This is a genomic window from Thalassospira xiamenensis M-5 = DSM 17429, assembly GCF_000300235.2.
GTDB classification, from domain to species: domain Bacteria; phylum Pseudomonadota; class Alphaproteobacteria; order Rhodospirillales; family Thalassospiraceae; genus Thalassospira; species Thalassospira xiamenensis.
This window is the reverse complement of the sequence record NZ_CP004388.1, coordinates 1,313,890-1,337,421: the sequence shown is the minus strand read 5'-3', so window position 1 is coordinate 1,337,421 and position 23,532 is coordinate 1,313,890. Positions and strand designations below refer to the sequence as shown.

The following is a 23,532-nucleotide window of genomic DNA, read 5'->3' as shown; positions in this document are numbered from 1 at the left end:
TCAGTCATTTGCAAACAGTGGACAAACGAACCCGAAAGATTCATCATAAACTCAATCCATCAAATGCCGGGACTAAACAACTACCGATGCAAGCAGAATGAAACACCGGGGAAATCCCCGGTGTTCAGAATATCCAATAAGCTTGAAAATACCGGCAGCTTACTCGTCCTTCTTCTCAAACTCGATGATGATCGCATCGACCGAGAGGTTCGCGCCCTGCTCGGCGTGGATTTTCTTGACGACACCTTTGCTTTCGGCCTTGAGCACATTTTCCATTTTCATCGCTTCAAGGATGCAAAGTTCCTCGCCCGGCTGGACGGTCTGGCCTTCGGTCACCGATACCTTGACCAGCAGCCCCGGCATCGGGGACAGCAGGAAGTTTGACATGTCCGGCGGGGCTTTGAACGGCATCAGTTTTTGCAATTCGGCGACACGGGGCAGCATCACCTTGAAGCTGCGCTGGATGCCGTTGGCCGACAGGCGATAGCCGACACCCTCGACATCGATCTGCACGCAGATCGGCGCACCGTCAATTTCGCCGACAAACAGCGCATCACCGATTTTCCAGTCGGATGAAACGCCATAACTGCGATCCTTGATGGCAACGATATAGTCATTGTTAACACCGTCAATTTCGATATCGAACGCGGTGTGATCGTCGCCCGATACCGCAACCCAGCTTTCGGCAACCTGCAACGGATGATCGCTGACCTGCCCCGTCACCCGCGCATTGCGTTCGGCCACCCGCTGATTGAGGTATGCGGCAACCACCACCAGCATCGCCGGATCATCATTGGGCAGATCATCGGCGGAAAAGCCGTTGGGATATTCTTCGGCGATGAAATTGGTGGTGATATTGCCCGACTGGAACCGTTTATTAGCCATCACGGCGGCAACAAACGGGATATTGTGCGAAATGCCACGGATGTAATAGGCATCAAGGGCGGCCCGCATTTCGGCAATCGCAACATCACGGGTTGCGCCATACGTCACCAGTTTTGCGACCATCGGGTCGTAATACATCGAAATCTCGCCGCCTTCGAACACGCCGGTATCGACACGCACGGATGCGCTCTCGGCTGGCGGCTGATACCGCACCAGACGCCCGGTGGAGGGCAGGAATTCGCGGAACGGGTCCTCGGCATAGATGCGGGTTTCCATCGCCCAGCCGGTCAGCTTGACGTCATCCTGCGCGAGCGTCAGTTTTTCGTCATTGGCGATGCGGATCATCCATTCCACAAGGTCCTCGCCCGTCACCAGTTCGGTCACCGGATGTTCGACCTGAAGCCTTGTGTTCATTTCAAGGAAGTAGAAGTTCTTGTCCTTGTCGACGATGAATTCCACCGTCCCGGCGGAGCAGTAATTCACCGCATGCGCCAGTGCCACGGCCTGTTCGCCCATCGCCTTGCGGGTTTCGGGATCAATAAAGGGTGACGGGGCTTCTTCGACGACCTTCTGATGGCGGCGCTGGATCGAACATTCGCGTTCTCCAAGGTAAATGCCATGCCCGTGTTTATCGCAAAGAACCTGAATTTCGATATGGCGCGGTTCTTCGACGAATTTTTCGATAAAGACACGATCATCACCAAAGGAGCTTGCGGCTTCTGACGTGGCACGCTCGAACCCTTCGCGGCATTCGGCGTCATTGCGCGCAATGCGCATGCCCTTGCCCCCACCGCCAGCAGACGCCTTTAACATCACCGGATAGCCGACATCATTGGCGATTTTGATCGCCTCGTCGGTGTCCTTGATCACGCCCATATAGCCCGGAACGGTTGAAACACCGGCTTCCGCAGCGATTTTCTTGGACGTGATCTTATCGCCCATCGCCGCAATAGCGCCAACCGGCGGGCCGATAAAGGCGATTTTGGCGGCATCAAGCGCCTTGGCAAAGGCCTGATTTTCCGAAAGGAAGCCATAGCCGGGATGGACGGCCTCGGCCCCCGTGGATTTGCAGGCATCGATGATTTTATCAATCACCAGATAAGACTGGTTGGATGGCGCCGGGCCGATATGCACGGCCTCGTCGGCCATCTGCACATGCAGGGCATTTTTATCCGCATCAGAATAGACCGCAACGGTTTTGATGCCCATTTTGCGGGCCGATTTGATCACGCGGCAGGCAATTTCACCGCGGTTGGCAATCAGGATTTTCTTGAACATAAAGGTGCTCTCCCCAATGGATTGTCGCGGCGTTAAAGCGGAATGTTGCCGTGTTTGCGGGCCGGGTTTTTGATGTCCTTGTTACGCAGCATCGCAAGCGACTTGCACACGCGCCTGCGCGTGCCATGCGGCATGATGACATCGTCAATGAAACCCTTGCGCCCCGCGACAAACGGGTTGGCAAATTTTTCACGGTATTCTTCCGTGCGGGCCTCGATCTTTTCGGGATCGTTCATATCGGCCCGGAAAATGATTTCCACCGCGCCCTTTGGCCCCATCACCGCGATCTCAGCGGTCGGCCAGGCATAGTTGACATCACCGCGCAGATGCTTGGACGCCATCACGTCATAGGCCCCGCCATAAGCCTTGCGCGTGATGACGGTGACCTTTGGCACCGTCGCCTCGGCATAGGCATAAAGCAGTTTGGCACCGTGTTTGATGATGCCACCATATTCCTGTGCGGTGCCCGGCATGAAGCCCGGCACATCGACAAAGGTGACAATCGGAATGTTATAGGCATCGCAGAACCGCACAAACCGCGCGGCCTTTTTCGAACTGGCGATATCAAGACATCCCGCCAGAACCATCGGCTGATTGGCAACGATGCCAACCGTGCGGCCATCCATGCGCGCCATGCCGATGATGATGTTTTTGGCATGATCGGGCTGAATTTCATAAAAGTCTCCTTCATCGACGACCTTTGTGATCAGTTCCTTCATGTCATAGGGCATGTTGGGATTTTCCGGCACCAGCGTATCAAGCGAGAAATCATCGCGCATGATCGGGTCTTCGCACAGGCGTGCGGGCGGTTTTTCCTTATTGGATAGCGGCAGGAAATCCATGAAACGACGGGTCTGCAACAACAGATCAACATCGTTTTCAAACGCCAGATCGGCCACCCCGGAAATGCTGGTATGGGTCATCGCCCCGCCGAGTTCCTCGTGGGTGACTTCCTCGTGCGTGACGGTTTTGACCACATCGGGGCCGGTCACGAACATATAGGAACTGTCCTTGACCATGAAAATGAAGTCGGTCATGGCCGGGCTATAGACAGCCCCACCCGCACACGGCCCCATGATCAGGGAAATCTGCGGGATAACGCCGGATGCCTCGACATTGCGCTGGAACACATCGGCATAACCCGCAAGGCTTTCGACACCTTCCTGAATACGCGCCCCGCCGGAATCGTTAAGCCCGATCACGGGCGCGCCGACTTTCATCGCCTGATCCATGATCTTGCAGATCTTGCGCGCATGGGCACCCGAAAGCGCACCGCCAAATACGGTGAAATCCTGGGAAAAGACGAACACCAACCGACCATTGATCGTGCCATGCCCGGTGACCACGCCATCGCCGGGAATGCGGTTTTCGGGCATGCCGAAATCAACGCAATCATGTTCGACAAACATGTCCCATTCCTCGAACGAGCCTTCGTCAAGAAGAACATCAAGCCGTTCGCGCGCGGTCAATTTGCCCTTGGCATGCTGATTGTCGATGCGGCGCTGACCGCCGCCCATGGCCGCCTCTGCGCGTTTGACTTCGAGCTTGGCGATAATATCCTGCATATTGCGTGATCCTTACTTTGGGCCGCCCGGAATGCGTTCATGACGATGGTCATGCCGGTGATGCAATCTGAATGATGATTTGGAATAGCATTATTCGGTACTGGAATGCCAATTATTTTTCACAGTCTGGCACAAGATGAAAATAGCCTGTAAAGGCCTGATTTCCCTAACGTCATTGCGATATGTAAGGACGGGCTGGACTAAAGTCTAGAAGCAGGTCGACAAATACCAATATTCAGGACAAGCTGGGCACCAAACGGCTTCTGGCGCGTTAAGGCCTTATGATATCCATCAGAACGGTCCTTTCATGAAGCTGTTTCGCATCCGCCCGCACGAGCCGAAATCCACCGGCGATGATCGCCCTGCGCAATCCTTATGGCGTTATATCTGGCTTATGAGCGGCCGACACCAGATCGTTGTATGCCTGATTGCCATATCGGTGGCGGCCCTTGGCATCGTGCCGCTGGAACTGCAACGCCGCCTGGTCGACGATGCGATCAGCAAACAGGATATGTCGCTTCTGACCGTGCTGGCGGTGATCTATCTGGCGGTTGTTGTGGTTCATTCGGCGACCAAATTCATGCTTCGGATGTATGAAGGCTGGCTCAGTGAAAGCGCGATCCGCCACAACCGCCGCCATCTCAGCCGCCTTTATGCCGAAGACCGCACCGGCAATGGTGAAGGCGAAAATGGCCGGGCAGTTTCGATCATCGGATCGGAAATCGAAAAACTGGGCGGCTTTGTGGGCGATGGATTGTCGCAGCCGGTCGTGAATGCGGGGATGCTGATTTTCGGAATTGGCTATATGGTCAGTGTCGAGCCGATCATCGGACTGATCGGTATTCTGGCGCTGATCCCGCAAATCGCGCTGGTGCCGGTCATTCAAAAACAGATCAACCGGCTGATTGAAAAGCGCGTGGAAAAAATGCGCGAAGTCAGCGACGAACTAAGCGAACTCCACCCCGGCCACGACGATGATCACAGAGAACTTCTGGACCCGATCCATCGCGGCATCAGTTACCTTTATAACAACCGCATGTGGTTTTTCATCCTCAAGTTCGGAATGAAAACCCTGATCAATCTGCTGAATGCGCTTGCCCCGCTTTCGGTGCTGATTGTCGGCGGCTATCTTGCGATCAGGGGCGAAACATCGGTCGGGATTATTGTCGCGTTCATTTCCGGTTTTGACCGGATGTCATCGCCAATGCGCGAATTGCTGTCCTATTACCGGATGGCGGCACAGGCCGCCGTACAGCACAGAATGATCGCGAAATGGATGAATTGATCAGGGCAACGAATGTTTATCGCTGCCCGATAAGATCAAGATACCGCCCCGCGGCCAGCAGTTCCGCGCGATGACGTTCGCGGCGTGCAACCGCCTCGGCATCAGCACCCCAATGCTCGATGGAATAGCTTTCATCAAGCTGGGAAACCTCAAACGCCTGCTCGGCACTGATCCGGCCGCGCAGGGTCGCAAGCCCGATGATCACCGATCCCGACACCGTCGTCAGGGTGTGAAGGGCTGTCAGGTAGTAATCATCAAGCGCCTCGATCTCGTCCTGAATACGCAGAAGAGCTTCGTCTTCCTGCGAGATCGGCATCACGCCCTCGGTCACTTTAAGCAACACACCCAGTTCATGATGCGCCCAGTCAAGCAACGGCTGCCATGCTTCGGCCTGCTGGCGGACAAGGTCATCGGGGAAGGATGCGCGATAGCATAACAGGTCAGACCGGCCAAACCCGGTCAGTTCCGCAATCACGCCAAACCGGTGCGGGCGCACGCGGTCAATCGCGGTTGCGGCCAGTTGCATGATCGGCATCGTGGTCGGCAGAACCTTTTCCCCCTGCGCATCCCATTCGGCAGCAATTTCATGCGCCAACTGTTCCGCCGACAACACGAATTCGGCCTTGGACGGCGATTTTACCGGCCTTCCGTCCAGATGGATACGCCAGCCCTGCGCATCTTCGTCGCGCACGGCTTCGGCTTTTTTGTAAAAACGTTTGATCGATTTTGTAAGCATGATGGCGATATGCCCAAATCCGTTTCCATGTGCAAGCGATTTGATTGGACCGCCATGTTCAAAGGCGATTATCAAGAATTTCTGTATAATTTTTGATCAATTTACCCCATTGACCATTTATTAAACAACCGTACTCTGCCCGTAACAGTCCCTTCATATCAGGAAAACCGGCAAAAAAGGGATTTGGCACAGGCATTGCTGTGCGATCAGGGGTATCATTCGGTCAATGGGTCGTCAAAAAGACCCGAAACAGGAGGCTTCATTAATGGTGAGACTTAAAGCGCGGCTACTTGGCGCGACCGTCGGCATTGCCGTTGCACTTGGTGCGCAATCCGCCATGGCCCAGATGGCGATCAAATTTACACTCGACTGGAAATTCGAAGGCCCGGCAGCCCCCTATGTGCTGGCCAAGAAAAAGGGCTATTTCTCCGACGAGGGCCTTGATGTGACGATTGATTCGGGCAACGGATCGGTCGGTTCGATCACACGCGTTGCCAGCGGCGCCTATGATGTCGGCTTTGCCGATATCAACTCGATGCTGGAATTCAATGCATCGAACCCGGATCGCGCGATGAAGTCGGTCTTCATGGTTTATGACCGCCCGCCGTTTTCGTTGTTCATGCTGAAAAAAAGCGGCATCACCAAGCCCGAAGACCTGATTGGCAAGACGCTGGGCGCGCCGGTTTTCGATGCATCGCGCAAACTTTTCCCGGCCTTTGCACAGGCAACCGGGCTTAAGCTTGACGATGTCAAATGGGAAAGCATGGACCCGCCGCTGCGCGAACCGATGCTGGTGCGTGGTGACGTTGATGCGATCACCGGTCACTATTTCACATCAATCCTGAACCTTCAGGCACAGGGCATTTCCAAGGATGATCTGACCGTTTTCAAATATTTCGATTACGGCATGGATTTCTATGGCAATGCGATGATTGCATCGCCCGACATGATGGAAAACCATCCGGAAGAACTGCGCGCATTCCTGCGCGCGGTCGTCAAGGGATGGCGTGATGCGATTGCCAACCCCGAAGAAGCCATTGCGGCCCTTAAGGATACCGATCCGCTGATTGACCCGGCCCTTGAATTGCAGCGCCTTCAGATGACGATTGATGACAATGTCGTCACCGAGGTAACGCTTAAAGAAGGCATGGGCCAGATCAAGACCGACCGCATGAACAAGGCGATTGACCAGGTCAGCCTGGCATTTGGCATTGAAAACAAGCCAACCGTTGCGGACATCTTCACCGACATTTTCATGCCCGGCGATAAAGACCGGATGCTGAAATAACTGCCACGCCAGACCACGCAAACGGGGCCGGGCAAACCGGCCCCGATACATAATAAATCATCAGCATACGCAGGGGGATGACTGCCGTGTCGAACAGCTTTGTCGAACTCGACAATGTCCGGCTTCGTTACAGCGAAGGTGACGATCTGGCATTGGAAACAACAAACATGAAGATCAACAAGGGCGAATTCATTGCCGTTGTCGGACCTTCGGGATGTGGCAAGTCATCGCTGCTGAAACTGGTATCGGGATTGATGCCGCCCAGCGAAGGCACGGTTATCGTCGATAACAAGGAAGTTTCCGGGCCGCTTAAGATCGTCGGCATGGCGTTTCAGAACCCGACCCTTCTGCCGTGGCGAACGACCCTTGATAACGTCCTGCTGCCGATGGAAATCGTCAAACCGCATCGCAACCGCCTGCGCAAGCACCGTGCCGAATATGAAGACCGCGCGCGAAAGCTTCTCGCCAGTGTCGGGCTTGCCGGGCACGAAGACAAATACCCGTGGGAATTGTCAGGCGGGATGCAGCAACGCGCATCGCTCTGCCGGTCGCTGATCCATGAGCCCGATCTTCTGATGCTCGACGAGCCGTTCGGTGCCCTTGACGCCTTCACCCGCGAAGAGCTTTGGGACATTCTGCAGAACCTTTGGATGGTGCGGCCCTTTACCGTCATTCTTGTCACCCATGATCTGCGCGAAGCAGCCTATCTCGCCGATACGATTTATGTGATGTCCAAGCGCCCGGGTACGATTTTGGTCCAGCGTGAAAACACCCTGCCCCGCCCACGCGATCAGGAAACGACATTCACGCAGCCCTTCACCGATCTGGTCCACGAATTGCGCAGTCACATCCGTGACGTGCGCGCGGCATAAGGGAAGGTTGAAAGCATCATGGCCAAGAAAAAAGACCTGTCCAAAGCCACTCCCTGGATCAGTGCAATCGGGCTTTTCGTGATCTGGGAACTGATTGTCCGGATTTTCAATATTCCGGTCTATATCCTGCCGACCCCGTCGGAAAGCATCATGGTCGGCTGGGATTTCCGCGGTGCGATCTGGATGCATGCGGTTCATACGCTTTATACGACCCTGGCGGGCTTTGCCATTGCGGTTGTGTTTGGCGTGGTTCTGGGCGCGCTTGTCGGGTCCAGCAAGGCAGTTTATGACGCGGCCAACCCGCTTCTGGTCGGGTTCAATTCGGTGCCAAAGGTGGCACTGGTCCCGGTTCTTGTCATGTGGTTTGGCATCGGTACGGTGCCCGCGATCATCACCGCATTCCTGATTTCGTTTTTCCCGATTGTTGTCAATGTGGCGACGGGACTGGCAACGCTTGAACCGGAATTGCGCGATGTGTTGCGGTCCCTTGGCGCGACCCGGCGCGATATTCTGGTCAAGGTCGGCTTCCCTCGCGCCATGCCCTATTTCTTTGCATCGCTCAAGGTTGCGATCACGCTGGCCTTTGTCGGTTCGGTGATTTCGGAAACCGTCGCATCAAACCTTGGTGTTGGCTATCTGATGTTGTCGGCATCATCGAAATTCAACATGCCGCTGGTGTTTGCCGGGTTGCTGGTGATCGCGGTGATGGGGATTGCGATGTACGAGCTGTTTAACATCATCGAACGCCGGTCCACCAAATGGGCCAATCGCGGAAATCCGACCAATTAAGAGCGTCGTCGCACCGCTTGGGCACGCAAAAGGCCGGGAAAACCCCGGCCTTTTGATGTTCTGGCGATTGCGATAAAGCCTTAGGACAGATGGGTATCAAAGAAACCCATCGTGCGTTCCCACGACAGTTTGGCATCCTCGGCGTCATAACGGCCACCGGTCGGATTGGCAAAGGCGTGGTCGGCTTCGTACCAGAAAATCTGGTAATCGGTTTTCCCGGCTTCCTTGAGGGATTCCTCGAACCCATTGACCATCGATTTGTTGATGCTTTTATCAAGGGTGCCGAAATGCCCCATCAGCGGCGCGTTCAGGGTTGAAACCTGCTCGGCGGTCTTTTTGACATTGCCGTAATAGACAACAACCGCATCAACATCGGCGGCAAGCGCGGTATTGAGCGACCAGCCACCACCAAAGCACCAGCCAACCGTTCCCACCTTGCCGGTTGAATCCTTGTGATTTTTAAGGAATTTGACGGATTCCTGCAATTTCTCGGTGGCAATCGCCGGATTGACCGCCGACATCAGCGCCTTTGCCCCATCCGCCGTGGTTGCAGGTGGCTTGCCATACAGATCAACCGCAAGCGCGATATAGCCCTGCTTGGCATATTCTGCCGCAACCGCGCGGATTTGATCATTCAGGCCCCACCATTCATGGATCAGAATGACGGTCGGGGCCGGAAGGGTTGCAGGCATGGCGATTTCGGCGGTCATTTTTTCCCCGCCCGGCGTGGTGATGGTCACGGGGGACAATGTCGATCCGGCGGCATGGGCCAAAATCGGATCGGCCAGAATAACCGCAAGCGGCAAGGCAACCGCGCCTTTAAGGAACAGACGGCGATCTTCATCCGTGGCCTTCGGCGGCGGGCCGAGATGGTCGTTTACGCCACATCCGTCAAGCGTGCACATATTCAAGCCTCCTCTGTCTTGTTACGATCATGCGTTTTTTCAGGTTGTATTTGTCATGATGCTCTTCGCGTCATCATTTCGCAAGATGCGAAGAATTTGCAAATCACACTCGCGTCATAAATCCCTGTTACCCCAAAAGAGTACGCACCCAAACCCGTTACAGATCAACCCTTTGTACCGCCATCCTGGCAATTGTCATGCAAATGTCCCCTTGCCCTGTCTGCTGTTGCCTGCTTTAACAGCCAAACGTCGATCCCGTTCCCAATCATCCGAGGAAATCATGCGTACTATCGAAACGGTTCTTTTTGATCTGGGCGGCGTTCTGGTCGATTGGGATCCACGGCATCTGTATCGCAAGATTTTCAAAGATGATGCCGAAATGGAACGTTTCCTGACAGAAATCTGTCATCCGCACTGGAATTTCCTGCATGACAAGGGTGCGCTTCGCTTTGCCAAATCGATCCCCGATCTTCAGCATCGCTATCCGGAATATAGCGACCAGATCGCGGCATGGATGGACCGCTGGCCGGAAATGATGAAGAGGTCGATTGACCGCACCGTACATATTCTTGAAGAACTGAAATCACGCGGCAATGTGCGTTTGTTTGCGCTGACCAACTGGTCGGCGGATACCTGGCCGCACGCGATTGAACGGTTCGGTTTCCTAAGCCATTTCGAAGGCATTCTGGTCTCGGGTCAGGAAAAACTGGCCAAGCCCGACCCGCAGATTTTCGATCTTACCGCCGCGCGCTTCAAACTTGATCCGCGCGAAACCCTGTTTATCGACGACAGTGAAAAGAATATTCAGCAGGCGCGTGAAATGGGCTTTGCCACCCACTGGTTCCGCGATCCGATCCGCCTGCGCCGTGATTTGATGGAATATGGCCTGCTTTAAAAGCAGTCAGTGCCGCTTGGCCGTCAGGTAATTGGCAAAGCACTGTTCGAAAACATATTTCCAGCCGCTTTCATAGCCGTCGCGGACCATCGGGGCGATTTCGCCCAGATTTTTCCAGTCCCAGTGCTTGAGCCGGATCACGCAACGGCCAAAGGCATTCTGTTCGAACGTGACACTGATGCGGGTATAAGCCCCTTCTTCCCAGCCCGGATGCCAGGTAAAGGCAACATGTTCGCCTGCCTGCCAGATATCGACAGTGCCCCAGACCACCGGATCGCGGCCCTTGGCATGCTCGACAATCTTGCCGCCAAGGCCCGGATTGATTTCGACCGATTTGCAGTTTTCACGCGCCAGCGAATGGCTGTCGGTCGGCCACCAATTGCCAAAGCCATTGGTGAATGCCTCGAACGCGTATTCCGGTTCGACCGGAACGGTGATTTTCACCCGGATCGGTTTCAGGTCGTCATCTTTGTGATCGGCTTCAGGCAGCATCGCGGCCAGTTCCCCACATGGTTTCCAGCAATCCGGGCAGCTGATCGAAATGATCAATCACGGCATGCGCCCCGGCCTTGTTCAGCGTTTCAATATCGTGATAGCCCCAACTGACACCAATCGACAGCATCCCCGCCGCCCGGCCCATTTCGATATCATAGGCGGTATCGCCAATGATCACCGCATTGGGTGCATCCACGCCGGTTTCATCCATGGCGGCGTGCAACATCGACGGATGGGGTTTGGACGGATGATTGTCGCATGTCTGAAGGGTAACGAACCGGCCTTCAAGTGCGTTGCGCGCCAGAACGGCATCAAGCCCGCGGCGCGCCTTGCCCGTCGCAACCCCCAAAAGCCAGTTGCGCGTATCCAGTGCGGCCAGCATTTCGCGCACACCGGGGAAAAGCGGCTCGTAAAAATCCGGGGTCTGGCGCAATTCAAAGAATGCCGCCTTATAGGCCGCGGTGACGCCTTCAATAATTGCGTCATCGATCATGCCCGGTGCGGCAAGCTTGCGGATTGCTTCAGGCAGGCTCAGACCGATGATGGTACGTGTCTTTTCAAGGCCGGGGCAATCAAGGTCATGTGCGGCAAAGGCATGATCCATGCAATGCGCAATAGCATGCTGGCTATCAACCAGCGTACCGTCACAATCAAAAACCACAAGCCTGAGCGGATCGTTCGCCATCAAAAGTCATCCAGTTCTGTTCATATCGCGGCGGAGATTATTCCAAAGTCCGCCAAAGATCGAGTCTCTAGCCCATGCAAAGTCGACGCATTTTTTGCTCTGCGGCAAGCAATGGAAACCAATGGTAAATTTCAACACACTTTCGAACACCCCAAGGTAGGGTTAGGATGATTCTGTTAGCACGCAAACTGCGGAGGCTGAACATGCTCACACTTCGGGACTGCATCGATTTCAGCGATCTGAGCGAGGAGGAAATCCTCGCGATTGCCGAGTGTGAACACATCCCCCTTCTGACCGCCCTTGAGGAAGGCGAAAGCATGGTGCACACCCCACGGGGGCGCAAACGGATTGCTATTATGATCAAAAGCCAGGCGGAAATGTGCGAACGTACGGGAAATACGGTCCACGCCCAACATCTGCGCCGGGTTCATGATGCGTTTATCAACCGCTTCGACAAAATGGTCGCGCGCCCTTAAAGATCGATTGTCATCAACGCCGTTGACAGGGACGAAAAAGCCGACGCACTGCGTCGGCTTTTCGCGTTTCGGACACTGACCGCATCCGTTATCTTTTACGCAACCGGGACGGCTTTGCCTTGGGTTTCGGTTTGATTTCCTTTTCCCGGTGGATTTCCGGCGTCAGGAATTTGGTTGGCGTTTTCGGATCAAAGTTCAACGCTTTGATGGTTGCGCTGAAATGTTCGGGCACCGGGGCTTCGATCACGACGCGATGGCCGGTCACCGGATGGGGAAAGTCAATCGCGCGCGCATGCAGATGCATCTGGTTTGACAGTCCATCAAGAAACGCTTTGGCCCCGCCATATTTACCATCGCCAAGGATCGGGCATTCTATCGCCTGACAATGCGCGCGCAGCTGGTGGGTACGACCGGTCAGCGGCGACAGGGCAAGCCACGCCGCACGGCGTCCGGCACGGGCCAACTGACGATAGATCGTCTGGGCGGATTTGCCTTCTTTTTCGTCGATGACCATCTTTTCACCGCCCTTGCCGCCATGTTTGGCAAGCGGGGCATCAATCAGACCTTCGCGTTCATCGGGCGCACCGGTAACAATCGCCCAGTACAATTTCCGCGTGGTCTTGTCCTTGAATGCCTTGGTCAGGGCATTGGCCGCCGATGCCGACCGTGCAAGCAACAGCACGCCGCTGGTGTCTTTATCAAGACGATGCACCAGTTTCGGGCGTTCCTTGCTATCAAGCTTTAACGCATCAAGCATGCCATCAACATGAAGGTCGGTATTGGTCCCGCCCTGCACCGCCAGACCGGCGGGCTTGTTGATCGCCAGAACCACCTCGTCATAGAAAATGACGGAATCGCGCAACGCCTGAAGTTCTTCCTCGGTCGCGTTCGATTTGGCCGGGCCGGATTTTACATGCTGGGCCGCATTGGCCGCATCGTAATTGCCCTCCGCCCATGGCCCCATACCGCCGCCCGACATGACCGGCGCGGGGGGAACACGGACTTCCTGACCGGGCTCAAGGCGCTGACCGGCCTTGGCACGTTTGCCATCAACACGGATCTGACCACCCCGCAGGAACTTCTGAACCTGCCCAAAGGTAAATTCCGGGCAGTTCCGTTTGAACCAGCGATCCAGCCGCATTTCGGCTTCGTCATTCTTAACCTTGCGCAGAGTGACGCCACTCATTGCAGAACTCCCCTTACCAGCGCGATTGCGCCGAACAATGCTGCGATGCCAACGCAGACCGAAACCGCGACATAAAGGCCCGAAAGGCCGATATTACCGCGTTCATATAAGGTCGCGACATCGAGCGAAAAAGTCGAAAACGTTGTAAACGCCCCCAGAAAGCCGGTCACAAGGAAGGCCCGCATTTCAGGACTGAGCGACAGCTTGACCGCCGAAAGCTCGATCAGAAGCCCCATCAGGAAGGAGCCGACGATATTGACCGTCAAAGTCCCCCATGGAAATCCATGACCAAGTGTCGCGCCCATCAGGGCAGAAACACCATATCGGGCAACCGCCCCGATAGCCCCGCCCAATGCGATGGATGCGATAAACAACGGTGAAAATTGCATGGCGCGGAACCTAGTCTTTCAGTTCTGAAAAGTCACGTGTGAAAACATCATGGGCGGGTCGCATTCCGGTACACCAACCAAACCCCGTCGCAAACGAACAATCAGTTCTGCGGCGCGGCCTGCCGGCCAATCAGGGCGACGGTTGCCGCCATCCATGATTTCAGGCGTTTTTCATTCTGGCCGAAATCGTCACTGCCATAGACGGATCGGGAATAGGCAAAAACGCGGCTGCCGCCATTTTCACCGGGAATGACCTTGACATCAACCCAGTCGGGAAAACGGAAAACAGGCGTCCGGGCAAGGAAGCGCAATTCAAGCGCCAATCCATTCCCCTCGACAAGTTTCATGCCTTGTGCGCCCGCGGTTGCCTGCAAGGCGGTTGCGACGGTATCGGGCGATGCATCGAATACCGGGCTTGGCACGTTGCGATCGGTCGATGGGCAGGCATCCGGCGGGCAGATCAGGAAATAGGTCGGTGATTGCGGCAGGTCGATATCCGGTCCCAGACTGATGTCTGCCGGCTCATCTGCCATCAGCATACTGTCGAGCAATCCGCTGAAACGGATTACGGCAAATGTCAGTCCGCCGACAAACAGAAGCCATGCCAGTACAATCGCTACGCGTTTCACAAAAATTCCCCGTTCCCGTTTTGCGTGCCCTGCTGTAACGCAAGACTCCCTAAATACCGGTTAATTCCTGTAATTCGTCAAGTTAACAAATACGAAAATGCCCAAACGAGATGCTCGTTCGGGCATTTTTGGGAAACCAATGGACCGCAACGGGGGGGGGGGATGGATTGCGATGATCGATTTCCCGCGGGCAATGCAACAGGGGTAGGCGTTATGCCGCCGTCGGAAGCGGTGCAGCAGCCACATTGGCAATCGCACGTTCCATGGCTTCTTCGGCGTTTACCGCGAAACCGGATGCATCGATAACGTCAATATCGGAAATACCGACGAAACCAAGAACCTGTTTCAGATACGGGGTCGCGAAATCGGCCGGGCTGTTGACCGGAACACCGCCGGTGGCAACAACGATATAGGCTTTCTTGCCTTCAAGCAGGCCTTTCGGGCCATTTTCAGTGTAGTTGAAGGTCACACCGACACGGGCGATCAGGTCAACCCAGGCCTTAAGCGTCGACGGGACCGAGAAATTATACATCGGCGCACCGATCACAACGACGTCGGATGCCTGAAGCTCGGCAACCAGTTTGTCGGAAACGGCGATCACGTCTTTCTGTGCCTCGGTACGGTTTTCAGCCGGGGTATAGAACGCGCCGACAATCTCGCCGGTCAGGGCCGGGATCGATTTGTCGTTCAGGTCACGTTCAACAACATTGGCAGCCGGAGTTGCGGCAACAATACGTTCGATCAGCTTTGATGCGATCTGACGCGAATTGGAATTTTCGCCGTTAACCGAGGCATTGATATGCAGGATCGAAGTCATGTGAATTCTCCAAGTCCGGGTTTGTTTCTGTTACCCCGACTTTAACAGTTTCCATGACGATGATTATCCGATGTCTTTTCACCAGATTGTTGACCAAAAGAGAACAACACACCTGCCGATTAGTCTTCGCCGCGCTGCTTTTGACGTTCCCGGCGTAATTTATCGAAATAGTCGACCCGCTTTTTCAAATCACGTTCAAAACCGCGTTCGACCGGTTCGTAAAAATTCTGGCGGCGCATGCCATCGGGAAAATAATTCTGCCCGGAAAAACCATCTTCCTGATCATGGTCATAGGCATAGCCACTGCCATAGCCGATATCCTTCATCAGCTTGGTCGGGGCATTGAGGATATGGGCCGGCGGCATCAGCGACCCGGTATCGCGCGCGACCTTCAATGATCGTTTATAGGCGGCATAACCGGCATTTGATTTGGGCGCCAGCGCCAGATAGATCACCGCCTGCGCCAGCGCCAGTTCGCCTTCGGGGCTGCCGAGGCGTTCATACGTCTCCCACGCGCCAACACAAATCTGCTGCGCCTGCGGATCGGCAAGTCCGATATCCTCGACCGCCATGCGGGTGATGCGGCGCGCGACGAATTTCGGGTCCTCGCCCCCGGCCAGCATCCGATTAAACCAGTACAGGGCCGCATCCGGGTCCGACCCGCGCACCGATTTATGCAGCGCACTGATCAGGTTATAATGACTGTCATCGCCCTTGTCATAAAGCGGCATGCGCTTTTGCACGGTACGCGACAGTTCGGCAACGCCAAGCGGGCCATCGTCACTGGGCGGCAGCAAAAACAGTTCTTCGGCAAGGTTCAGCAAATAACGGCCATCCCCATCGGCCATGGCGCGCAGCGTTACCCGTGCTTCGGGCGACAGGGGCAGCTCGAACCCCATTTCCTTTTCCGCACGCACCAGAAGCTCTTCAAGACCCTGATCATCAAGCCGTTTAAGCACCAGCACCTGACAGCGCGACAGCAACGCCGCGTTCAGCTCGAACGAGGGGTTTTCGGTTGTCGCCCCGATCAGGGTAATGGTGCCGTCTTCAACAAACGGCAGGAAGCTGTCCTGTTGTGCCTTGTTGAAACGGTGGATTTCATCAATGAACAACAGGGTCGATGCCCCGGTTGCCCGCCGCCCGCGTGCCCGGTCAAACACCTTGCGAAGGTCCGCCACCCCGGAAAAGATCGCCGACAAGGGCTCGAACGCCATATCGGCAACATCGGCCATTAGGCGCGCCAGCGTCGTTTTGCCGCAGCCCGGCGGCCCCCAAAGAATGACCGATGGCACACGCCCGGTATTGATCATGCGCGTGATCGGTCCCTCATCCCCGAACAGATGCCCCTGTCCGACAACCTCATCCAGCTTGGCCGGACGCAGCCTGTCGGCCAAGGGCCGGGATGCCTGACTTTCAAACAGTGACGCCATATCGGGCAGATGTTCCTATTATTATCTTGCGACCGGTTTTGCGCGGAACTTATCACGAACATCGACCGGTTTATAGCGATAAGGCAAGAATATTGACACCTCGACCATCGAGGTATACCGTTCGCGCCGTCAAACCAGCCGGAAACACCGACGTGAAACAGATTGCCGATTATACTGACCGTTCCTATTGGCAAGGCACAATCAAAATGTCCTTGTCGAAGTTTTTCGTGCTGTGCGTTTTGCATCGCAAGCCGATGCATGGCTACGAGGTCGTTCAGGCCGTCGAAAAAACCACCAATGGCTGCTGTTCCCCTTCCGAAGGAACCGTCTATCCGGTTCTGAACGAATTCGAGGCCGGTGGATACCTTACATCGCACCCCGAAGTCGTTCAGGGCCGCCAGCGCAAGGTTTACGAACTGACCAACAAGGGGCGCGATGCATTCCGGGTCGCGACCGAGGCATGGATGGATGTGACCCAGCATATCCTTGCCAGCCGGGATGCAACCCAGACCCGCACGGCATCCTCCACCACCCCGGTCCCCCAACCACAGGGAAAGGCATGCTGTGAGTAGCCCTTTTTTCAGGTCATCATACCTCGATGATCGAGGCATCAAACCATGACCAAAGCCCCCAAAAAATTGCCGATCATTATCGCCCTTGGCAGCGCACAAACACTGGGGTTCGGATCGACACTTTATCTGCCGGCCATTCTGTCCGCCCCAATGGCAGAGGAATTCGGCATTCCGACCGGCTGGGCGTTTGGTGCCTTTTCGCTGGCACTTGTGGTTGCGGCCCTTCTGGGCCCGATGGCAGGTGCGCGGATCGACCGGTTTGGCGGGCGCAATATCCTGACGGTTTCAAGCCTTGTCTTCGCGCTTGGCCTTGGTTTGCTTGGCCTGTCGAACGGTATGATCGCCATGTGCATGGCGTGGCTCATCATCGGGGCCGGTATGGCGATGGGACTTTACGAGGCGGCCTTTGCAACACTTGCCGGGATCTTTGGGCGCGGTGCACGCGGGCCGATTACCGGCATCACATTGATTGCCGGATTCGCCAGCACGATCTGCTGGCCGATATCAGCCGGGCTTGAAATCGAATATGGCTGGCGTACTGCCTGCTTTTTCTGGGCGGCGATGCATCTGTTTGTCGGGTTGCCGTTAAACCGCCTGATCATCCCGGCCGGAAACGGCCAGCATGCCGCACCAGCCCAGGCCCCTGCTGACAATCCCGATAATGTCAGGGTCAAAGCGGATACGGCGGTAACCCCGGGATATTTCACCGTACCGATGATCCTGCTGGCATTTGTTTTCGCCGCAAGCTGGTTTATCGCAACCGCCATGGCCGCCCATTTGCCGCGATTGTTGCAAATTTCGGGGATGGATACGGCGGATGCGATTATTGCCGCCTCGCTCGTCGGCCCGGCACAGGTCGCGGGACGATTGCTGGAATTCGGTGTATTGCAACGCATGCATCCACTGATTTCTGCCCGGATAGCAGGCTTTGCCCATCCGCTTGGCGCATCGCTTCTGCTGGTTTTTGCCGGTCCCGTCGGCATGATATTCACAAGCCTGCATGGGGCGGGCAATGGTATCCTGACCATCGCCAAGGGGACCTTGCCCCTTGCCCTGTTCGGGCCGGTTGGCTATGGCCTGCGGCAGGGGTTTCTGATGGCACCGTCGCGCTTTGCGCAGGCGGCCGCCCCGTTCCTGTTCGGATTGCTGATCGACGGATATGGCGTCCGGGCAGTGCTTCTGACCGTCGGGCTGGGTTTACTCAGTTGTCTGGCTATGATGTTTCTTAAAACCGATACGGCCAGATCATCGGCATCATGAAAAGCCAGATCGACCATCTGCCGCTATCGATTGTCAGCGACAAAAACGACAGAACCGGGGAATGATCCCCGGATCTGTCTATCTATTGGCTGACAAGAATCAAAGCTGGAATTCAGCGGTCAGAACCTTGCCATCGCGTTTGACCGCAATCGACCAGTCACGACCGCGTTCACCGGCTTTGATAACGTCCTTCAGGCGGGCCACCGTGTCAATCGGCACACCATTGACCTCGACGATATAATCACCGGGTTGAATGCGGGCACGGCGCGCAAGGCTGTCGCGCTGTACGGCAAGGACGATGACACCGTTGCTCAGCGTATCAATGCCAATTTCATCGGCAAGTGCGGGGTTCACATTGGCGATTTTTGATCCGCTGAACGGATTGCGGCCTTCGACCTCGGTTTCATCACGCGCAGGCAGTTCGGGTGCGACTTCAAGCGGCATCCGGAGCATCACTTCCTGCCCCTTGCGCAGCACGGAAAGCTCGGCATTGTGATCAAGTTCCAGTGTTGCGATGCGGAATTTAAGCTCGTTGGGGTTATCGACAGGAAGACCATTCACCGCAACCACCACATCACCGGGTTTAAGGCCGCCACGATCCGCCGGGCTACCATCGCGGACTTCGTTGATCAGAACACCATGCGGGCGATCCAGATCAAGCGACGCCGCCAGATCGGCGGTTACCGACTGCCCTGCCGCCCCCAGCCACGGGCGACGCAGATCGCCACTGATCAGGCCACGCATCACCACCTTGACCATATTGACCGGCACGGCAAAACCGATGCCGTTTGATCCGCCCGATTTGGTAAAGATTGCCGAATTCACCCCGATCAGATTGCCATCAATATCAACAAGCGCCCCGCCGGAGTTCCCCGGATTGATCGCGGCATCGGTCTGGATAAAGGATTGGTAATCCTGTCCGGTCACACCGGCACGTGCCAGTGCGGAAACGATGCCGCTGGTCACGGTCTGCCCCACCCCGAACGGGTTGCCGATGGCAAGGACAAGGTCGCCGACCTCGACCGCGTCAGAATCGCCAAGCGTGATGGCCGGCAATTCATCCTTAACATCACGCAGACGCAGAACGGCCAGATCGGTGCGTTCGTCCGAACCGACCAGATCGGCATCGAATTCGCGATTGTCATGTAAAACAACGCGGATCTCGCTGGCACCATCAATCACGTGATGGTTGGTCACGATTGTGCCGTCCGACGATACAATCACCCCGGAACCAAGCGACCGTTCAACCCGCTGGCGCGGGGCGCCGAATGCACCGCCAAACCGTTCGCCAAAGAACTGCCGAAAGAACGGATCGTTGAAAAACGGGCTTCGTTGCTGGGTGGTGACGACCTTTTTGGTATAGATGTTCACAACGGCCGGCGCGGTTTGCTTCACCAGCGGCGACAGCGACATCTTTATTTCGGTCTGGCTTTCGGGCAGACGCCGATCCTGTGCGGATGCTACGCCAATCTGGCCAAACATGGCCCCTGATACAATCATGATCCCGGTCATGACGGTCGCAATCAATCGTGCCTGCACGTCGAACTCTCTCTTTTCTTCGTAAAGCGGGTCAGCGCGGAAAACAGTCTGGTTAGGGTCAGGGTCAGAACCCTGGATACCCGACAGAAAGTAGGGTGATCAGGATTTACGCGCAACCTTGGCGGAAATATGATGAATTTTGAAATATTTCGCTGCCGCGATAAAACCAAAAGAAAACGGGCGGCACCATTGGCACCGCCCGTTTCTATCTTAAAGGCCGAAACGTTGCTTATTCAGCAGACGCTTCTTCGCCTTCGCCCTCTGCTTCAAGGCGAGCACGGTCTTCCGCGCCTTTGGCTTCCGGGTTGCGATCAACGAGTTCGATCACAGCAACCGGAGCAGCATCGCCATAACGGAAGCCAGCCTTCAGAACGCGGGTGTAACCACCCGAACGCTCTTTGTAGCGATCAGCAATTTCGCCGAACAGCTTGGCAACGACTTTCTCGTCACGCAGGATCGAAATGGCCTGACGGCGTGCATGCAGGTCGCCCCGCTTGCCCAGCGTAATCAGTTTTTCGACATACGGGCGAAGATCCTTGGCCTTCGGAAGAGTGGTTTTGATCTGCTCGTGGGTGAGCAGCGAAACCGCCATGTTAGAGAACATCGCCTTACGATGGGACGAAGTACGATTAAGCTTACGGCCTTGCATACCGTGACGCATAGGAACTCTCCTTATTGCCTTGGCTTCGCGCACGAAACCGATTGTGATACCGCGCCGCCACCCTGACTAAATCAGGTCATGCACGTGCGGTTTTGGGCACCAGCCCGCCAGAAACTCCGAAAACCGGGTTTCTGGTTGGGGCAGAACGCCTGCCCCGTCAGTCAAAAAGCACCGACCCGAAGGCCGAAGCCCCGCCTTAGAACGGGTCTTCGAACTTACGCGCCAGTTCTTCGATGTTTTCCGGCGGCCAACCGCCGACTTCCATACCAAGATGCAGGCCCATCTGCGCCAGAACATCCTTGATTTCGTTCAGCGATTTACGACCGAAGTTCGGCGTACGAAGCATTTCTGCTTCAGTTTTCTGAACCAGATCACCGATATAGATGATGTTGTCGTTCTTGAGGCAGTTTGCCGAACGGACCGAGAGCTCAAGCTCGTCGACCTTGCGCAGCAGATTGCGGTTGAACGGCAGTTCGTCTTCTTTCTTCTCTTCGACAACCGCTTCCGGCTCGTCGAAGTTGACGAACAGCGACAGCTGGTCCTGAAGGATACGGGCAGCAAGTGCCATTGCATCTTCCGGGGTGACCGAGCCGTTGGTTTCAACGGTCAGCGACAGCTTGTCATAATCGGTATCCTGACCAACACGGGTGTTTTCCACCTTGTAGGCCACTTTACGGATCGGGCTGAAGATTGCATCAATCGGAATAAGACCGATCGGCGCATCCGACGAACGATGCGAAGTCGCCGCAACATAGCCTTTACCGTTATCAACGGTAAATTCGATGTTCAGCGTCGCACCATCATCAAGATGGCACAGCTCGAGATCCGGGTTAAGGATTTCGATGTCGGCACCGGTTTCGATCTGACCCGCGGTGACAGCACCCGGACCAGTCGCTTTAAGCGCCATTTTCTTCGGACCTTCGGCATGCATGCGCACACCCATGGTCTTGATATTCAGGATGATGTCGGTGACATCTTCACGCACACCCGGGATCGACGAAAATTCGTGCAATACACCGTCAATCTGGATCGCAGTAACCGCCGAACCCTGGAGCGACGACAGCAGAATGCGACGCAGCGCGTTACCCAGAGTCTGACCAAAACCGCGCTCCAGCGGTTCCGCCACGATCGTACCGATGCGGCTGGCATCCGTACCCGGAGTAACATCAAGCTTGGTCGGCTTAATCAGTTCCTGCCAGTTCTTTTGAATCACGAGACCCACCTTCGCAACTGGAGCCTATGGTAAGGGGGGCACAAAATTGGCCCCCGCGAGAAACGCGAAGAGGCCCGGTCGCCCGGGCCCAAACGCGGGGTCGTCCGCAGATCGGCGCGATTAGACGCGACGACGTTTACGCGGACGGCAACCGTTATGCGGGATCGGCGTTACGTCTTTGATCGACGTAATGGTGAAACCAACCGCCTGAAGCGCACGAAGGGCAGATTCACGTCCCGAACCCGGGCCTTTAACCTGAACTTCAAGGGTTTTCATGCCGTGTTCAGCAGCTTTTTTACCTGCGTCTTCGGCAGCAACCTGTGCAGCATACGGGGTCGATTTACGCGAACCGCGGAAACCCATACCACCAGCGGTCGACCAGGAAATGGTATTCCCCTGAACGTCGGTGATGGTGATCATGGTGTTGTTGAAGGTCGCGTTTACGTGCGCGATACCGTTCGTAATGTTCTTCCGCTCGCGGCGACGCACGCGAGTCTGAGGAGCTTTTGCCATTGTCTGTCCCCTACCTTACTTCTTCTTGCCAGCGATCGGCTTAGCCGGGCCCTTGCGGGTGCGGGCGTTGGTGTGGGTACGCTGACCGCGTACCGGGAGACCGCGACGATGACGCAGGCCGCGATAGCAACCCAGATCCATCAGACGTTTAATGTTCATTGCGGTTTCACGACGAAGGTCGCCTTCGACGGTGTAATCAGCGTCGATGACTTCACGCACCTTGAGAACCTGGTCATCAGAGAGCTGATGAACGCGGGTTGCTGCTTCGATGCCAACCTTTGCGCAAATTTCTTTAGCTTTCGCCGGGCCAATGCCGGTGATGTAGGTAAGCGCAATCACGACGCGCTTAGCGGTCGGGATGTTTACGCCAGCAATACGAGCCACTGTGTGAGACTCCTGTTTCCTGTTAACAAACCCTGCGGCAGATCCGGTAGGACGGGGCGCTGCAAAAGCGGGCCAGCAATACTGCCAACCCGCCAGCAAAAAATGCCCTGCCCGGGAAATTACCCCAGGATGGCTTCTATCTCGCGCGTAACTTCGTCGATTTCGGCCATCCCGTCAACTGTTTTCAGCTTACCGGCATTCTCATAGTAGGGAATGATCGGTGCTGTCTGCTTGTGATAAGCTTCCAGTCGCGAGGTGACCGTCTCGGCATTGTCATCCGCACGGCGTTTGAATTCGGTGCTGCCACATACGTCGCAAACACCGTCCTGCTTGGGTTTCTGGAACGTGTCATGGTATCCCTGCCCGCATTTCGCGCAGGTGTAGCGACCAACGATACGTGCCACAAGGGCGGCATCATCAACCCGCAACTCGATCACATAATCAAGTGCCAGTCCCTTGGTTTCCAGCATCACATCCAGGGCATGTGCCTGGGCTGTGGTGCGCGGAAATCCGTCCAGGATGAAACCGTTCTTGGTATCATCCTGATCAAGTCGTTCGGAAATCAGACCGATCATCAGATCGTCGGAAACGAGCTTGCCCGCATCCATGACTTCCTTTGCCTTCTGCCCCAGCTCGGTCCCGGCTGCTACCGCTGCACGCAGCATGTCACCGGTCGAAAGCTGAATCATGCCGCGTCCCGTTTCAAGACGCTTTGCCTGGGTCCCTTTGCCAGCACCCGGAGGGCCAAGAAGGATAATGTTCATTGTTGTCCGTCCCCCTGATGG

The 23,532-nt window shown here is 55.7% G+C and carries 25 protein-coding genes; 8 read left to right on the top strand and 17 right to left on the bottom strand.

Annotated features, from left to right (window positions below):
* Nucleotides 1-159: 159 nt before the first annotated feature.
* Both TH3_RS06275 and TH3_RS06270 read right to left on the bottom strand, forming a co-directional pair.
* Nucleotides 160-2,163, bottom strand: a complete 2,004-nt coding sequence (locus tag TH3_RS06275) for an acetyl-CoA carboxylase biotin carboxylase subunit (protein ID WP_007091462.1) — start codon at nt 2,161-2,163, stop codon at nt 160-162.
* 32 nt (nt 2,164-2,195) lie between these two features.
* Complete coding sequence (locus tag TH3_RS06270) at nt 2,196-3,728, bottom strand: acyl-CoA carboxylase subunit beta (RefSeq protein WP_007091463.1); 1,533 nt, start codon at nt 3,726-3,728, stop codon at nt 2,196-2,198.
* Between the two features lie 307 nt (nt 3,729-4,035).
* Between TH3_RS06270 and TH3_RS06265 the strand changes: the two genes are divergently transcribed.
* On the top strand, nt 4,036-5,013 hold the full coding sequence (locus TH3_RS06265; protein ID WP_007091464.1) for an ABC transporter transmembrane domain-containing protein: 978 nt from the start codon (nt 4,036-4,038) through the stop codon (nt 5,011-5,013).
* Nucleotides 5,014-5,029: 16 nt separating this feature from the next.
* Here the strand turns inward: TH3_RS06265 and TH3_RS06260 are convergent, their stop codons facing one another.
* Entirely contained in the window at nt 5,030-5,749 is a 720-nt protein-coding gene (locus TH3_RS06260) for an ATP12 family chaperone protein (RefSeq protein WP_139328193.1), read from the bottom strand.
* Nucleotides 5,750-6,014: 265 nt separating this feature from the next.
* Between TH3_RS06260 and TH3_RS06255 the strand changes: the two genes are divergently transcribed.
* From TH3_RS06255 to TH3_RS06245, 3 genes are all read left to right on the top strand, one after another.
* Entirely contained in the window at nt 6,015-7,037 is a 1,023-nt protein-coding gene (locus TH3_RS06255) for an ABC transporter substrate-binding protein (protein ID WP_007091466.1), read from the top strand.
* Nucleotides 7,038-7,114: 77 nt separating this feature from the next.
* Entirely contained in the window at nt 7,115-7,909 is a 795-nt protein-coding gene (locus tag TH3_RS06250; RefSeq protein WP_007091467.1) for an ABC transporter ATP-binding protein, read from the top strand.
* Between the two features lie 18 nt (nt 7,910-7,927).
* Complete coding sequence (locus TH3_RS06245; RefSeq protein WP_007091468.1) at nt 7,928-8,698, top strand: ABC transporter permease; 771 nt, start codon at nt 7,928-7,930, stop codon at nt 8,696-8,698.
* An 80-nt stretch (nt 8,699-8,778) separates the two neighbouring features.
* On the opposite strand, the gene TH3_RS06240 is transcribed toward TH3_RS06245, so the two are convergent.
* Entirely contained in the window at nt 8,779-9,603 is an 825-nt protein-coding gene (locus TH3_RS06240; RefSeq protein WP_007091469.1) for a dienelactone hydrolase family protein, read from the bottom strand.
* Between the two features lie 280 nt (nt 9,604-9,883).
* Here TH3_RS06240 and TH3_RS06235 point away from each other — a divergent pair, with 280 nt between their 5' ends.
* A complete protein-coding gene (locus TH3_RS06235; protein ID WP_007091470.1) occupies nt 9,884-10,498 on the top strand; it encodes an HAD family hydrolase in 615 nt (204 codons plus the stop codon).
* 6 nt (nt 10,499-10,504) lie between these two features.
* Here the strand turns inward: TH3_RS06235 and TH3_RS06230 are convergent, their stop codons facing one another.
* A complete protein-coding gene (locus TH3_RS06230) occupies nt 10,505-10,990 on the bottom strand; it encodes an SRPBCC domain-containing protein (protein ID WP_007091471.1) in 486 nt (161 codons plus the stop codon).
* Nucleotides 10,980-11,678, bottom strand: coding sequence for an HAD-IA family hydrolase (locus TH3_RS06225; RefSeq protein WP_007091472.1), 699 nt, complete (start codon nt 11,676-11,678; stop codon nt 10,980-10,982). Before TH3_RS06225 ends, TH3_RS06230 begins: the two co-directional genes overlap by 11 nt.
* Nucleotides 11,679-11,881: 203 nt before the next feature.
* Between TH3_RS06225 and TH3_RS06220 the strand changes: the two genes are divergently transcribed.
* Nucleotides 11,882-12,154, top strand: a complete 273-nt coding sequence (locus tag TH3_RS06220) for a hypothetical protein (RefSeq protein ID WP_007091473.1) — start codon at nt 11,882-11,884, stop codon at nt 12,152-12,154.
* Between the two features lie 88 nt (nt 12,155-12,242).
* Here TH3_RS06220 and TH3_RS06215 read toward each other — a convergent pair whose 3' ends face one another.
* The 5 genes from TH3_RS06215 to TH3_RS06195 form a co-directional block, all read right to left on the bottom strand.
* Complete coding sequence (locus tag TH3_RS06215) at nt 12,243-13,340, bottom strand: RluA family pseudouridine synthase (RefSeq protein WP_007091474.1); 1,098 nt, start codon at nt 13,338-13,340, stop codon at nt 12,243-12,245.
* Nucleotides 13,337-13,729: a fluoride efflux transporter CrcB gene (gene crcB, locus TH3_RS06210; protein WP_007091475.1), complete on the bottom strand. Its 393-nt coding sequence runs from the start codon at nt 13,727-13,729 to the stop codon at nt 13,337-13,339. The genes TH3_RS06215 and crcB overlap by 4 nt, the downstream gene beginning before the upstream one ends.
* A 101-nt stretch (nt 13,730-13,830) precedes the next feature.
* Complete coding sequence (locus tag TH3_RS22295) at nt 13,831-14,358, bottom strand: DUF1499 domain-containing protein (RefSeq protein WP_007091476.1); 528 nt, start codon at nt 14,356-14,358, stop codon at nt 13,831-13,833.
* Between the two features lie 211 nt (nt 14,359-14,569).
* Nucleotides 14,570-15,175: an FMN-dependent NADH-azoreductase gene (locus tag TH3_RS06200; protein ID WP_007091477.1), complete on the bottom strand. Its 606-nt coding sequence runs from the start codon at nt 15,173-15,175 to the stop codon at nt 14,570-14,572.
* Between the two features lie 119 nt (nt 15,176-15,294).
* Nucleotides 15,295-16,605: a replication-associated recombination protein A gene (locus TH3_RS06195; RefSeq protein ID WP_007091478.1), complete on the bottom strand. Its 1,311-nt coding sequence runs from the start codon at nt 16,603-16,605 to the stop codon at nt 15,295-15,297.
* 152 nt (nt 16,606-16,757) lie between these two features.
* On the opposite strand from TH3_RS06195, the gene TH3_RS06190 reads away from it, so the two are divergent.
* Nucleotides 16,758-17,177 carry a PadR family transcriptional regulator gene (locus TH3_RS06190; protein ID WP_007091479.1) on the top strand — a complete coding sequence of 140 codons (420 nt, stop codon included), beginning with the start codon at nt 16,758-16,760 and terminating at the stop codon, nt 17,175-17,177.
* Nucleotides 17,178-17,222: 45 nt separating this feature from the next.
* Entirely contained in the window at nt 17,223-18,437 is a 1,215-nt protein-coding gene (locus TH3_RS06185) for an MFS transporter (RefSeq protein WP_007091480.1), read from the top strand.
* Nucleotides 18,438-18,536: 99 nt separating this feature from the next.
* On the opposite strand, the gene TH3_RS06180 is transcribed toward TH3_RS06185, so the two are convergent.
* The 6 genes from TH3_RS06180 to TH3_RS06155 all read right to left on the bottom strand — a co-directional run bounded on the left by TH3_RS06180 (nt 18,537) and on the right by TH3_RS06155 (nt 23,511).
* Complete coding sequence (locus tag TH3_RS06180) at nt 18,537-19,976, bottom strand: DegQ family serine endoprotease (RefSeq protein ID WP_007091481.1); 1,440 nt, start codon at nt 19,974-19,976, stop codon at nt 18,537-18,539.
* A gap of 229 nt (nt 19,977-20,205) precedes the next feature.
* Nucleotides 20,206-20,637 (bottom strand): 50S ribosomal protein L17, encoded by a 432-nt coding sequence (gene rplQ / locus TH3_RS06175; RefSeq protein ID WP_007091482.1) that lies wholly within the window; start codon nt 20,635-20,637, stop codon nt 20,206-20,208.
* Between the two features lie 196 nt (nt 20,638-20,833).
* On the bottom strand, nt 20,834-21,850 hold the full coding sequence (locus TH3_RS06170; protein ID WP_007091483.1) for a DNA-directed RNA polymerase subunit alpha: 1,017 nt from the start codon (nt 21,848-21,850) through the stop codon (nt 20,834-20,836).
* A 120-nt stretch (nt 21,851-21,970) separates the two neighbouring features.
* The gene (gene rpsK, locus TH3_RS06165; RefSeq protein ID WP_007091484.1) at nt 21,971-22,363 is read right to left on the bottom strand and encodes a 30S ribosomal protein S11; all 393 of its coding nucleotides are present in this window, start codon (nt 22,361-22,363) and stop codon (nt 21,971-21,973) included.
* A gap of 15 nt (nt 22,364-22,378) precedes the next feature.
* Nucleotides 22,379-22,747, bottom strand: a complete 369-nt coding sequence (rpsM, locus tag TH3_RS06160; protein ID WP_007091485.1) for a 30S ribosomal protein S13 — start codon at nt 22,745-22,747, stop codon at nt 22,379-22,381.
* A 119-nt stretch (nt 22,748-22,866) separates the two neighbouring features.
* Nucleotides 22,867-23,511, bottom strand: a complete 645-nt coding sequence (locus TH3_RS06155; RefSeq protein WP_007091486.1) for an adenylate kinase — start codon at nt 23,509-23,511, stop codon at nt 22,867-22,869.
* Nucleotides 23,512-23,532: the final 21 nt, after the last annotated feature.